This window comes from Pseudonocardia endophytica, from assembly GCF_004339565.1.
Taxonomy (GTDB): domain Bacteria; phylum Actinomycetota; class Actinomycetes; order Mycobacteriales; family Pseudonocardiaceae; genus Pseudonocardia; species Pseudonocardia endophytica.
This window is the reverse complement of the sequence record NZ_SMFZ01000001.1, coordinates 2,834,138-2,847,409: the sequence shown is the minus strand read 5'-3', so window position 1 is coordinate 2,847,409 and position 13,272 is coordinate 2,834,138. Positions and strand designations below refer to the sequence as shown.

Annotated in this window: 12 protein-coding genes; 2 read left to right on the top strand and 10 right to left on the bottom strand. The window is 70.1% G+C overall.

Annotated features, from left to right (window positions below):
* Positions 1 to 5: 5 nt before the first annotated feature.
* The 10 genes from EV378_RS12965 to EV378_RS12920 all read right to left on the bottom strand — a co-directional run bounded on the left by EV378_RS12965 (position 6) and on the right by EV378_RS12920 (position 10,311).
* On the bottom strand, positions 6 to 281 hold the full coding sequence (locus EV378_RS12965) for a toluene-4-monooxygenase system B family protein (RefSeq protein WP_132424481.1): 276 nt from the start codon (positions 279 to 281) through the stop codon (positions 6 to 8).
* Positions 278 to 1,807, bottom strand: a complete 1,530-nt coding sequence (locus tag EV378_RS12960; protein WP_132424478.1) for a ferritin family protein — start codon at positions 1,805 to 1,807, stop codon at positions 278 to 280. Before EV378_RS12960 ends, EV378_RS12965 begins: the two co-directional genes overlap by 4 nt.
* Positions 1,808 to 1,819: 12 nt before the next feature.
* The gene (locus EV378_RS12955) at positions 1,820 to 2,293 is read right to left on the bottom strand and encodes a nuclear transport factor 2 family protein (protein ID WP_132424475.1); all 474 of its coding nucleotides are present in this window, start codon (positions 2,291 to 2,293) and stop codon (positions 1,820 to 1,822) included.
* Positions 2,294 to 2,302: 9 nt separating this feature from the next.
* Positions 2,303 to 2,737, bottom strand: a complete 435-nt coding sequence (locus tag EV378_RS12950) for an ester cyclase (RefSeq protein WP_207908654.1) — start codon at positions 2,735 to 2,737, stop codon at positions 2,303 to 2,305.
* 88 nt (positions 2,738 to 2,825) lie between these two features.
* Positions 2,826 to 3,785, bottom strand: a complete 960-nt coding sequence (locus EV378_RS12945) for a DJ-1/PfpI family protein (protein ID WP_243653423.1) — start codon at positions 3,783 to 3,785, stop codon at positions 2,826 to 2,828.
* A 199-nt stretch (positions 3,786 to 3,984) separates the two neighbouring features.
* A complete protein-coding gene (locus EV378_RS12940; RefSeq protein ID WP_132424466.1) occupies positions 3,985 to 4,962 on the bottom strand; it encodes an AraC family transcriptional regulator in 978 nt (325 codons plus the stop codon).
* A 22-nt stretch (positions 4,963 to 4,984) separates the two neighbouring features.
* Complete coding sequence (locus tag EV378_RS12935) at positions 4,985 to 6,454, bottom strand: NAD-dependent succinate-semialdehyde dehydrogenase (protein ID WP_132424463.1); 1,470 nt, start codon at positions 6,452 to 6,454, stop codon at positions 4,985 to 4,987.
* The gene (locus EV378_RS12930; protein ID WP_132424460.1) at positions 6,451 to 7,974 is read right to left on the bottom strand and encodes a class-II fumarase/aspartase family protein; all 1,524 of its coding nucleotides are present in this window, start codon (positions 7,972 to 7,974) and stop codon (positions 6,451 to 6,453) included. The genes EV378_RS12935 and EV378_RS12930 overlap by 4 nt, the downstream gene beginning before the upstream one ends.
* A gap of 151 nt (positions 7,975 to 8,125) precedes the next feature.
* Complete coding sequence (locus EV378_RS12925; RefSeq protein WP_243653422.1) at positions 8,126 to 9,148, bottom strand: LacI family DNA-binding transcriptional regulator; 1,023 nt, start codon at positions 9,146 to 9,148, stop codon at positions 8,126 to 8,128.
* A gap of 314 nt (positions 9,149 to 9,462) precedes the next feature.
* The gene (locus EV378_RS12920; RefSeq protein WP_132424457.1) at positions 9,463 to 10,311 is read right to left on the bottom strand and encodes a helix-turn-helix transcriptional regulator; all 849 of its coding nucleotides are present in this window, start codon (positions 10,309 to 10,311) and stop codon (positions 9,463 to 9,465) included.
* 133 nt (positions 10,312 to 10,444) lie between these two features.
* On the opposite strand from EV378_RS12920, the gene EV378_RS12915 reads away from it, so the two are divergent.
* Positions 10,445 to 11,620, top strand: coding sequence for a serine hydrolase domain-containing protein (locus EV378_RS12915; protein ID WP_165922266.1), 1,176 nt, complete (start codon positions 10,445 to 10,447; stop codon positions 11,618 to 11,620).
* Between the two features lie 76 nt (positions 11,621 to 11,696).
* Positions 11,697 to 13,238 (top strand): AMP-binding protein, encoded by a 1,542-nt coding sequence (locus EV378_RS12910; RefSeq protein WP_132424451.1) that lies wholly within the window; start codon positions 11,697 to 11,699, stop codon positions 13,236 to 13,238.
* Positions 13,239 to 13,272: the final 34 nt, after the last annotated feature.

The window sequence follows — 13,272 nt, the reverse complement described above, 5'->3', positions numbered from 1 at the left end:
GGTCCTCAGTCCTTGTAGTCGACGCGCACGTGGTCGAGCGGCTTGATCCCGGCCTCGGCCACGGTCAGGTGCATCGGTACGACGCGTGACTCGTGGTAGACGACCTTCTCCTTGTCCTGCTTGCGGACGCGCTTCCCCTCGCTGTGGTAGGCGACCTTCTCGGCGAGCTCGGCGACCGTCTCGTTCGACATCACCGGGATGAGGAGCTGGGAGTAATCGTCGGCGAAGATCCCGTTCAGCGGGACCAGTTCCGGCTCGGGAGCGGTCTCGGTGCCGGTCATCGTCCGGAACCGCCCGCCACGAGAAGGCCGCCGTGGTCCTCGGCCGGGGCGAACGATTCCGCCCACGCGTAGCCGTCGGCGTCGTCCCCCATCACGTCCGGGGTCAGGCCCATCCAGTTCAGGATTCCCGGCATGTCCATCGGCTGGATCTCGCCGCCCAGGAATCGCTCGACGACGGTGTGGTGGTTGACCGCGTCGCGGTCCTCCCACCAGATCTGCCGGCAGCCCTTCGTGCAGAAGTAGTACGTCGTCCCGTTGTGCTTGAGCGGGTAGTTGCGCACCCGCCATTTCCCGTCACGGCCGAACGAGGGGTTGATGGCCGGGAAGTGGCACATGTTGCACAGCCAGGGGAGCGTCTCGGGGAGGGTCGCCTCGACGTTTCCTGCAGTGATGTTCTCCGCCATCACCTCCCACTTCTCGAGGTAGAACTTGTCCCAGTTGGGGTACTTCTCGCGGAGCCAGTCGCGGGAGTCGGCGTCCACCCCACCGGGCGGGTTCCACCACACCGTCGGCCGGTAGTTCCAGAACCCGAGGTGCAACGAGTGGTGCCAGGTGTCCAGGCCCTGCATGAACTCGTCCCAGTACCACGGCTTGCGCAACCCGTAGTCCTCGAGCGTGCGCACGAACTGGTCGATGATCCACTCCTCCATGAACTCCCGGTAGGACTGCTTCCGGTGTTCGACGGGGGTGTAGTAGTCCATCGGCGGTCCGGTGAGCCCGGCGAACGCGCGGGCGGAGAACCAGAAGTACTTGTCGATCGTCCACTGTGCTCGGACCGGGTCGTGCTCGACGAGCAGCTCCAGGGTCGGGCCGCCCTGCTGGGCGTGCCGCGCCTCGTCGGTCTGGATGGAGCTGATCATGTTGGCGAAGTTGATGTCGCCCGCTTCGAGCGCGTCCGAGGACAGGGCCACGAACTGCAGGTTCGTGAACCCGGTCTCGAACGTCATCGGCAGCTGGACCGCGAGGTCCACGACGTCCGGGCCGATGATCATCCCGTCGAACAGGGTGCGCAGCGCGATCGACGCCCAGTCGTTGGTGTGGAACGCCTTCTGCGACCAGTCGTACTGCGGGTCCTTCGCGACGAACTCGTGGCCGAAGAACAGCGTGATCTGTGCGTGCCGCATCTCGTCCAGCGCGCCGAACACGGCCATGTTCCGCCACGAGGGACTCAGGCCGAACCGGGCCATCTTCAGCTCGCCGAGCAGCCCGGCGTACTCGACCAGGGAGACGCCACCGAAGTGCATCTTCGTGGCCGACTTCCATCCCGCGTCGAGCGACTCGAACGTCCTCGACCGCTGCAGCGCGGCCTTGACGGCGTAGGCGGCGCCCTCCTTCTCGTGCTGGGTCATCACGTACTCGGGGTAGGAGACCTTGTAGCTCTCCTCCCACTTCGACCAGTCCGCACGCGGGATCTTCCCGGTCCCGGACTGCCAGTCCGGGAAGACCGCGTCGTCGTCGACGAAACCGTACGTCCAGTCGACGTCCCGGACGATGTCCTGCCACTCTTCCCGCTTCAGGAGCGTCATTGCATTCCCTTCTCAGTCGACTTCGAGGTGGCCGAGCTGCCGTGCGACGCTCGCGCAGTCCCAGTAGCAGGTGATGGACTCGATGAGTGACGAGTCGTCGACACGCATCACGAACAGGTTCGGTTCGGAGAAACTCAGACCGCGGCCGGCGATGGTGCCCCACGCGCTGCTCTGGGTCCCGGAGAGAACGACCTGGACCGCGGCGTTACCGGCCGCGTCGGCCGTGATCGAACGGACCGTGTTCGTCAGATCGGGGAAAGCGTCGATCATTCCCGTCCACAGCGGCTTCCCGAGTGTCCGGACCTTTCCCGCGCCGCGCGTGACGCGCTGCCGCCCCCACATCTCGAACGGGATGTACTCGAACGACGCGCCGTCGGAGCAGCAGTCGACCATTCCCTCGACGTCCTGCGCGCGGTAGGCGTCGAAGAACGCGGTGACGGCGGCCGTGGTGCTCGACGTCGTACGTTCCTGGCTTGCCAGTGTCATGACGACTCCTCAGATGATGGCGACCTGGTCGAGACGCTTCACGGCCAGCCGCCGGTAGAGCTGGTTCTGGCACCAGTAGCCGGTGATGGACCGGACCTGGTTCCCGTCGTCGTGCACGAGCCAGACCTGGTCGACGTCGATGTGCTTCTCCTGGTTGATCACACCGAGGTAGTCGCCCGCCTGGGTGCCCTCCATCGACACCTCGGTCACGGTGACGCCGTCGGTCCCGGTGAAGGAGTTCTTCACGAAGAACTCCACGTCGGGAAACGCGGACACGGTGTCCTCGAAGAACCGGCGCCCGGCGTCGGACGTGCCGACCACGCCGGCCGGGATGATGGTGACCTCGGCGTCGTCGGCCACGACCGAGAACGCCGCCGCCACGTCGCGGTCGGCCAGTCCGGCCCAGAACTCGGCTGCGGGGGGTCTGCCGTCGGGGACGGTCACGGGGCTGCTCCCATCGTGGTGGTCGGGGTCGTGCCGGGCGCGTCGACGGGTCAGGCCCGTGACCAGCCGAGCCGCCCCGGATCGGACATCAGAGAACATCGAGCGACTTCAGGACCGCGTCGGCGACCGCTTCCGACGAGTTCGGGTTCTGACCGGTGATCAGGTTGCGGTCGACCACGACGTGCGAGGTCCACGGGGCGCGGGCGTCGTCGAACACGACCCCGGCGTTGCGCAGCGCCGACTCCAGCTGCCACGGCACGGCACCGGTCGGCCGCTGCGACTCGTCGGCGACCGGCCGGGCAGCCGGCTCGGTCTGGTACTCCTCCTCGTTCGTGATCGAGGTGACGCGGTACCCGTCGAAGATCCACTGCCCGTCGGTCCCGGCCGGGGCGGCGAGGAGCATCGCGGGTCCGTGGCACAGCGAGGCGATCGGCGCGGTCTTCTCGTGCAGTACCGCGAGGAGCCTCTGGACCTGGTCGTCGTCGGCCAGATCGACCATCGGGCCGTGCCCGCCGGGCGCGAAGACGGCGTCGTAGGCGGCCATCTGCTCGACGCTCATCCGGGACAGGTCCAGCGGCGCGCGGAATCCCTCGATCTCGGACAGCGCGCGGGCGACCCGATCGGACTCCGCGCGGCTGTCCAGGTTCACCGCGTCCAGGGCGGCCTGGACGCGCGACGCGCTCAGCGGGCCCGCGAGGTTCTCCGAGACGAGGACCTCGACGAACTCACGGTCCTGCTCCCAGCAGATCCGTGCCGCGCGGTCGACCAGGTCCCGCGCGTCGGAGGCGGTGAGACCCTCCTCGCGGAGCGCGAAGAACACTCGCCGGGCGGCGATCATGCCGAGCTCGGTCAGGTGGCGCAGGGTGAGCCGGATGTCGTCGACGTCGTGGGCGAACGTCCGGGTGACCGAGGCGAGGAAGTCCTCGTCCTCGTCGGGGTAGTGGAAGATCGGGTCGAGGCCGTACGGATCGGCGTACGGTGGCCGCCCGTCCGGGGTGACCACATCCACGTCGAGGCCGGCCGCGACGAACCGTTCGTACGGCGTCAACGCTTCTTCTGCGAAATATCCGGTCGGGTGGGTCGTACCGTCGTCGAGTGGCAGACTATGAGCACTCGAAACGAGGAACATCAGACGTGGCATCGCAACTCCTCCTTTGGGCTGGATCGCCGTCGGACAACACTGTAGAAGCGGCGTTCGGCCACCCCCTAGTCGCGATCCCGCGGAAAATGTGCCCATTCCCGTGGGATCAGACGCGGAAGTCGGACCTCCGGTACGTCTCCCCGGGTCCGGCGCCCATGTTCCGACGCTGTGTGGCGGCGTAGGCCCGGGGAGTGGTGCCGTAATAGCGCTTGAACTCGTTGATGAAATGGGACAGGCTCGTATAGCCGACGCTGCGGGCGGCCTCTCCCACGTTCACGTCGTCGCGGAGCAGCAGGACCCGGGCCTCGTCGAGGCGCATCCGCTTGACGAACTGGTACGGGGTCATGCCCGTGGCCTCGGCAAAGACCGTCGACAGGGTGGTCTGGCTCAGTCGGACCCGGTGTGCCAGGTCGGCGACCGTCAACGGTTCCGACATCCGCTCGCGGACGTATCGAATGACCTCCGAGACGGGGTTCGTGTCCTGCTCGGTGGTGGCCGCATCCACCAGCCGGGCCACCTGCGCCTCCCGCATCAACCGATACGTGATCTCGTGCAGATAGGTGGGTGCCAGAACGCGCCTGTCCATATTCGCGGTGAGGGAACGTAGAAATCGGAGAACCGCACCCATGAGATTCTGGTCCACCGGGGAAACGTATGCCTTGGAGTTGCCTGGGTTGGGAACCGCACTGCCCGCCGCGGTCGTCGACGGGTCCGCCATCTCGCTGAGAACGGAGCGCACGAGGCCGGGTCCGATCTGCAGCACGAACGACAGGAACGGTTTCTCGACACCCGCTTCGAGTACCTGCGTCTCGTAGTGCGTGCCGCCGGTGAAGACGAGGTAGCTGAACGGGTCGTAGCGGAACTCCTGCCCGTCCACGACCACCCGCTTGCTTCCCTGCAGCACGCAGCAGAGGGACAACGACTCCACCATCGACCACTGGGCCGGCTGCGGCCGGGTGAAGCGGTAGAACGTCAGGCCCGGCCAGACCGACGTGTTCGGCCCGGTGTCCGGGGACTTGTCGGCGACCTCCGCGATGAGGTCGCCCGCGGTCAGGCGCTCCTCGGGTGGGAGTTCGAGTGCCACCGTGTCCCCTCCGCCGCGCTGGTCAGAGCCCGAACGCGACGTACTTCGTCTCCAGGTACTCCGCGATGCCTGCCGAGCCGCCCTCCCGGCCGAGCCCGGACTGCTTCACCCCGCCGAACGGTGCGCTCGCGTCGGAGACGTAACCGCGGTTCAGCCCGACCATGCCGGTGTGCAGCCGCTCGGCGAGACGTACGGCCCGGCCGACGTCGCGGGTGAACAGGTAGGCGATCAGGCCGGCCGGGGTGTCGTTGGCCCTGCGGATCGCGTCGTCCTCGTCGTGGAAGACCGAGAGGGACGCGACCGGGCCGAAGATCTCCTCACGGTTGATCCGCGCCGACGGTGGGACGTCGGTGACGACGGTCGGCGGGTAGAAGTACCCGGCACCGTCCGGCACCGTGCCGCCGACCAGCGTGCGCGCCCCGGACGCCGTCGCGTCCGCTACCAGGCCCGCGACCTTGTCCCGGGCCGCGGCGTCGATCAGCGGTCCGACCCGGGGGCCGTCGGCGTTGCCGTCGCCGACGTCCAGCGACCCCATCCGGGCGGCGAGCTTCGTCGCGAACTCCTCGACGACGTCTGCGTGCACGAGGAAGCGGTTCGCCGCGATGCACGCCTCACCGATGTTGCGCATCTTGGCGATCATGGCGCCGGCCACGGCCGCGTCCACGTCGGCGTCCGCGCAGACCACGAACGGGGCGTTCCCGCCGAGCTCCATCGACGTGCGTAGGACGGTGCCGGCGGACTTCTCCAGCAGTAGCCTGCCGACCTCGGTGGAACCGGTGAAGGACACCTTGCGCAGCCGCGGGTCGCGCATCAGCACGTCGCTGACCGGTGCGGGGTCCGACGTCGGCAGCACGCTGAGGACGCCGTCCGGCAGGCCCGCCTCGGCGAGCACGTCGGCCACGAGCAGCGCGGTCAGCGGTGTCTGCTCGGCCGGCTTGAGGATCATGGCGCACCCGGCGGCGATCGCCGGGCCGATCTTGCGGGTGGGCATGGCCAGTGGCACGTTCCACGGCGTGATCAGCAGGCAGGGCCCGACCGGCTGACGCATGGTCAGGATCCGGCCGTCGCCCGCACCGTTGACCCGCCACTCGCCCGCGATGCGCACGGCCTCCTCGGCGTACCACCGCAGGAAGTCGGCGCCGTAGGCGACCTCGCCGCGCGACTCGGCCAGCGACTTGCCCATCTCGAGGGTGATCAGCTCGGCGATCTCGTCGGTGCGCGCGACGAGCGCGTCGTGGGCGCGGCGCAGGATCTCCGACCGCTCCCGTGGCGCGGTCGCGGCCCATCCGTCCTGGGCGGCCGCGGCCGCGTCCAGCGCGTCCAGCGCGTCCGCGGCGTTCGCGTCGGCGACCTCGCAGACGATCTCGCCGGTCGCCGGGTTCTCCACACCGAACGTGCGGCCGGTCGCGGCGTCGCGGCGGACACCGCCGACGGACAGGCGGGTGTCGAGGTGGTCGATGGCCCCACGCGTGGCGGCGGGTGACGTCGTCATGATCTGCTCTCGATCTCGGAGGCGGCGTGCTTCTGCGCGACGAGCGACTCCGACCGGAGGTGCGGAGGGTCCGGACTCGCGGCGCCGGGCACCGGTGGCCGGGGGCCGGTCGTGGCCAGCCCGGCCACCGGGGGGTCGGGCTCCGGCGCGCCGGGTGGGGTCCGGGACCACTGATCGACCGCGGTCCGGACCGCGGTCGCTGCCTCGCCCAGGTGGGACTCCGGGGTCGGGAGCGGGGCGCGCAACAGGTCCGGACGGCCGCGCGCACCCGCTGCCTCGTAGAGCGCGTCGGCGAGCCCGCCACCCCGTTCCCGCGCGCGGTGGGCCGCGGTGTAGACGAGATCGTGCGCGACGTCGTGCCCGATGTCGTCGGCGAGACGCATCATCTGTGCCTCGGCCATGACGAGGCCGCCGTCGAGGTCGAGGTTCGCGCGCATCCGCCGGGCGTCCACCCGCATCCCGTCGGCCAGCGTCGTCGCCTCCTTCAGCGCGCTGCCGGCGAGCACCGCCAGCTGCGGGAGCACCTGCCACTCGATCTGCCACTCGCCCGCCGCCCGCTCGTGGCCGGCCTCCTGGATCCGCGCCAGCGACGACGCGAGCGATCCGGCCGTCCCGGCCAGGCCGATCAGGATCTCCGACGAGATGGGATTGGCCTTCTGCGGCATCGTCGACGACGCGCCGCGGTGCGTGGCGTAGGGCTCGAAGACCTCGCCGATCTCGGTGCGGGACAGGTCGACGATGTTGCGCGCGAACCGCGCGCAGGTCGCGGTGACCGTCGTGCAGAGCCAGCCGAACTCCGCGACGACGTCGCGACCGACGTGCCAGGAGACCCCGGGGTCGCGCAGACGGAGGAGGCGCGCGACCGACGCCCGGACCTCCCGGGACCGCGGCCCCAGCGCCGCGGCGGTGCCGCCCGCCCCGAACAGCGAGACGACGGACAGTCTCGCGCGTCCCTCGGCGAGCCGGGCCCGGTGCCGGGTGAGCTCGGCGAGCAGGGTCCCCAGCGTCGCCCCGAACGTCGTCGGGACCGCCTGCTGGCCGTGCGTGCGGGCGGGCATCACGGTGTGGGCGTGCTCGACGGCCCGCCGCGCGACGGCATCCCCGAGCAGGCCGAGATCGCGGTCGAGCGCACCCACCGACCGGACGATCTGGAGGGCGAGGCCCGAGTCCATGATGTCCTGGGTGGTCGCTCCGAAATGGACCCGACCGGCGTCGTGCCGGCCGAGCGACCGGCCGATCTCGCCGACGAGCCCGAGTATCGGGTAGCCGACGTTGCGGGCGGATCCCCACAGGCGGGCACGGTCCACGTTGTCGTAGCGGGCCGCCGAGGCGATCGCGACGGCCTCGTCGTCGGTCAGGATCCCGTGCTCGGCCTGGGCGAGTGCGAGTGCCCGCTCGACGGCGAGCCAGCTCTCGATCGCGCCACGCTCGGAGAAGATCTCGAGCTGGTCGGGGTCCCCGACGAGCTGTGTGAGCAGGGTGAAGGGCGGTGCCTGGGTAATCGGCGCGCCGACGTCCATGTGCTGGCGTCCAATCTGACGTGCGTCCTCACGGGACGAGTGCCGGGCCGCACTGGTGGACGGGCGGCGGGAGCACGATGTGGAATAGATTCCACTATGGGATCGATTCCAGGTCGTGTCAAGGCCCGTCCACCGGGTTCGCCGTCCCGGGTCAGCCGGGTGGCTGGATCGACTCGCGGAGCTGTAGTCGGCCGGGGAGGCGAAGGACGTGCGGCCGCGCGGGGCGCTCCGCGGCGCCGTCCGCCGAGATCGCGGCCAGGATCGCCTTCCCGGCCTCGCGCCCCATCTCGGCCAGCGGCGGGGCGAACGTGGTGATCGACGGCCGCCAGATGGCGAACCACTCGGGGTCGCCGAGGCCCACCACGGACAGCTCGTCAGGGATCGGGATGCCGAGCTCCGCGCAGGCCTTCAGGGCGCCGAGCAGCAGCCGGCTGCTCAGGGCCACCACGGCCGTCGGCGGGTCCGCCGCCAGGCGGTGCATCGCGTCCCGCCCACCCCCGGTGGTCAGGTCGGCGCTGATCAGGCGCGCACGATCGGGGCCGGTCCGGCCGACGTCGGCGGGCTCACCGAGCCCGGCCTTCCGTACCGCGCGGCGGTAGCCCTCGACCCGGTCACGGGTGGTGCTCAGCCGGGGCGGACCGGCGATGGCGACGATGTCGCGGTGCCCGGCGGCCAGCACCTGTTCGGTCAGCTCGCGCACGCCGGTGATGTCGTCGCTCACGATCGCGGGCACCGACACCCGCCGCGATCGCCGGTTGAGTTGCACGATCGGCGGTCCGTCCGGAAGCGGGGCTGCGGGGTCGACCGGCACGTGGACCACGCCGTCGACCTGCCGGTCGAGCATCGTCTCCCAGGCGTGCCGCTCGTCGGCCGGATCGGCCCCGGTCAGCGCGACGACGAGCTGGAAACCGGCCGCGTCCAGCTCGGCCTGCAGGACCTCGGCGGCCGAGGTGTAGAACTCGTTGCTGAGGTCGGGGACGAGCAGGCCGACAGCGCGGGACCGCCGCTCGCGCAGCGCCCGTGCGGCCGCGTTGCGCCGGTAGCCCAACTCCCGCGCCGCGACGAGGACGCGGTCCCTGGTGACCGGGTCGACGTATCCTTTGCCGCTGATCGCGCGCGACGCCGTACCGACACCGACCCCCGCCAGCCGCGCAACATCGGCGAGAGTCGGCACGGAGCAGCAATGTACAGCGGTGGGCGGCTCGGGCCCACTGCGACCGTAGGTGTGCACCGGCGCGCGGGCCGCGACGATCGCCGCCGTCCGACGAACCCGTGGCCGCCACCGCGCCCAGGCCGAGGCACACCCGTCGAAAGCCACCCCGGCCACCACCATCGCCGCGGCGGACCCGCGGATCCGCCGCGACCGCATCGACACCACCGGAGCCGTCTCGATCCGCTGTCAGGGCCGCCTGCACCAGATCGGCGTCGGCCGTGCCCCGCGCAATGGCGGCAGCCGGACCGCTTCAAGGCCCCTCGGCAGAGGCAGGGTCACGGCAACAGGTCCAGCTGGCGCCCCACGACCACGGCCTCGAAACGGCTGGTGGCGTCCAGTTTGGTCAAGATGCTCTTGACATGACCTTTCACCGTGTGTACGCCGATTCCCAGCCGCTCGGCAATGACGCGATTCGACGCCCCCGTACTGAGCAGCATCAAGACATCGTTCTCGCGGGGAGTCAGACGGACCGGCACGCTTTCCTGGTCGCCGTCGGAGAGTTCCTCGACGACGGCGCGCACCATGAACCTGACGTCCTTGTCGGGGACTTTCCCGGCCATCTCGTCGATCTTCTGCTGCACGTTGTCGCATCGGTCGCGGCGCGCCGTCACGGCCCGATCGCTCTCCGGGGAACGCAGGAGGCGAAGCACATCGGCTACCACCAGCGACTGCTCCAGGAGACGTGCTTCGGTGAGGACCGCGTCCACCATGCGGCCGAACTCCTGGACCGGCGAGCGGACGGCGGAATAGAGCACGGCGACCTGTGTGCGTCCGACGATGACCGGGGCCGCGGCCAAGGACCGCAGCTGCTCCGCCCGAATGATCGTGTCATAGACGTGCGTGATCGCCGGGGTGCGCAGATAGTCCTTGAGCGCCATGGCTTGACGCCGAACCAGCACCTGGCCACCGAGGCCGTGCCCGGCGTCGAGCAGGGCGCCTCGGAGGGGCCCGACCACGCGACCGTCGAAGTAGCCCAGTTCCAGCGCCGTGTCCTGCACCCGGCCGGCGAAGGTCAACGACGTGCCGGTCTCCTTCCGCAGGCGCACCAGGGACCGGTCGATCAGCGGACGCAGCGTGTCGTCCAGCGCCCCCCTCTTCGGAGGGTTCCCGTCCACGCCGGCCATGCCGAGAGTGTCACCACGGCGCGAGTCGTGGTCAAGTTCGCGTCCAGGCAGGTGGCCGGCGCCGTTCGGGCCACGACCGACGCGCTCGACGAGGTCCCGCCAACGGTGGTGGGGAACAGGAAGGGTGCACGACATGACGACTGTGGACGTGATCGACGCCGGTTTCGATCCGGATCGTCTCCGCAGGGTGGGGGAGTCCCTGCAGGCCGACATCGACTCCGGGCACTACGACGGTGGCGCGGTGGCGGTCGGCCGCGGTGCGGGGCTGGTGTCGCTCGACGTGGCCGGTTGGGCCGACCGTGCCGAGGAACGTCCGATGGTCGAGGACCAGCTCGTCATCCCGTTCTCGGTGAGCAAGCAGTTCATCAACGTCGCCATCCTCGGTTTCGTCGAGCGAGGTCTGATCGGCCTGGCCCAGCCGGTGGCCGAGGTGATCCCCGAGTTCGGCCAGCGCGGTAAAGACCGGATCCAGATCTGGCACCTGTTGACCCACACCGGCGGTGTCTTCTCCGGGATTCCTCCGTTCGGGCCGGAGGACCTGATCCGGTACGAGAAGTGGACCGAGTACGTCTGCGGCGCGCTCCCGGAGACGCCGGAACCGGGTCGCCAGGTCATCTACTCATTGCTCGGTGGCCACGCCGTTCTGTCCTCGATCCTGGTCGCGGCCGACCCACAGAAGCGTTCCCTGGACCAGATTCTGCGCGACGAGATCCTCCAGCCGGTCGGCATGGTGAACACGACGCTCGGCCCGCCCGAGGACCCGTCGCAGGTCGCGCCCGTCGTCACCCGGTACAACGCGCCCGCGGGCATCTTCCACGAGGCCGAGGTCGCCGGTATCGGTGGCCTGGTGCTCGCCCCGGGCTCGCAGATCCCCGGCGGCGGTTTCGTCACCACCATCGGCGACCTCTGGCGGTTCGCCGACACGCTGCGCAGGGGCGGGGTGTCCGCCGACGGTCACCGGATCATCGCGCCCGCGACACTGGACCTGGTCACGAAGAACCTGACCGGCGACGCACCGAACACCATGTTCAACTACGCGGTCTCGCAGCGGCACCTGCTCCCCTGGCCCGCGGCCGTCGGACTCGGGTTCTTCGTCCGCGGGACGGCCATCAACCCGGGACCGCTGCCGAATCTCGGCAGCGAGCGGACCTACGGCGGGTGGGGCTCCGGTTCCAGCCTGTTCTGGGTCGACCCGGACCGTGACGTCAGCTTCGCGATGGTGACCACCGGTGCCCTCGAGGACACCGACCACATCCGACGTTCCCAGAAGCTGTCCGACATCGTCCTGTCGGCGCTGGTCGGCGAGTGACCGTCGTGGCGGGGCCGGACGCAGGTCCGCGCCCCGCCCCGGCCGCCCGACCCACGACCCGTGGCCCGGAGGAGACATGACCACGTCCCTGAACGAGACGGTCGATGCGCTGCTCGACACGTACGACCGCGCCGACGCCGTCGTCGCAGACCTGCTGTGCGACCGGCACGACGCCGACGCTGTGGCTTTCACGTTCGTCGCAGCCGACCTGTCCGCGCACGACATGACATACGGCGAGCTGGCGGACACGTCCCGCCGCCTGGCGACGGTCCTGGCGGCAAGGGGGGTCACCCGAGGGGATCGGGTCGCCGTCCTGATGGGCAGGCGCCGCGAGCTGGTGACCACCCTGCTCGCGATCTGGCGCCTGGGCGCCGTGCACGTCCCGCTGTTCACCGCCTTCGCCACGGGGGCGATCCGGACCCGTCTCGACGGCGCCGGTGCCGGGATCGTCGTGACCGAGCCGTCCCAGCGAGCCAAGCTGGACTCGTCCGTCGGGGTGGACGTGCTCGAGGTCGGCGCCGAGCTCGACCGGCTGGTCGAGTCGAGCCCGCCGCTGGCGAGCTCGGCGGCGGTGGGCGGCGACGGCCCGATGGTCATGCTGTTCACCAGCGGGACGACCGGGAGTCCCAAGGGCGTTCTCGTCCCGACCCGGGCACTGGCCGCCTTCCACAGCTACATGCACTTCGGCCTCGACGTGACCGAGGACGACGTCTTCTGGAACGCTGCCGACCCGGGTTGGGCCTACGGCCTCTACTACGGCGTGCTCGGTCCACTGGCCTGCGGACGCCGGAACCTGCTGCTCGACGCCGGATTCACCCCCGAGTCCACGATCGCGACGATCAAGCGGTTCGGGGTCACGAACTTCGCTGGAGCCCCCACGATCTACCGGGCACTGAGCAAGTGCGGGCGGATCGACGGGATATCGTTGCGTCGAGCCTCGTCAGCGGGCGAGCCCCTGACGCCCGACGTCGTGGACTGGGCGGCCGGTGCGCTGGGCGTCGAGGTCCGCGACCATTACGGACAGACCGAGCTCGGGATGGTCATCAGCAACGCCTGGAACGACGCCATGGCCGAGCCGCTCCGGCCCGGATCGATGGGCAAGCCGCTGCCCGGCTACCAGGCAGGCATCGTCGACGGTCAGATCGCCGTCGACGTGTCCCACAGCCCACTGCTGTGGTTCGCCGGATACCACGACGCGCCGGAGAGGACCGCCGAGCGCTTCACCGCCGACGGACGGTGGTACCGGACCGCGGACACCGGCCGCGTCGACGACGACGGCTTCTTCTACTTCACGGCCCGTGACGACGACGTCATCCTCGCTGCCGGATACCGCATCGGTCCGACCGACGTCGAGAGCGTCATCATCACCCATCCCTCCGTCGTCGACGTGGCGGTCGTGGGGAACCCGGACCCGGAGGGGGTCCGCGGCGAGATCATCGAGGCCTTCGTCGTGCCTGCCGAGGGCGTCCAGGCGGGCGACGAGCTGGCCGCCCAGATCCGACAGCTCGTACGCGACGACTACTCGGCGCACGCGTACCCGCGCTCCGTGCGGTTCGTCGACGCGCTTCCGAGGACGCCGAGCGGCAAGATCCAGCGCTTCCTGCTGCGACAACGCTGAGGGCTCTCAGCGCTGATCGCTCGCCAGGCCCCGG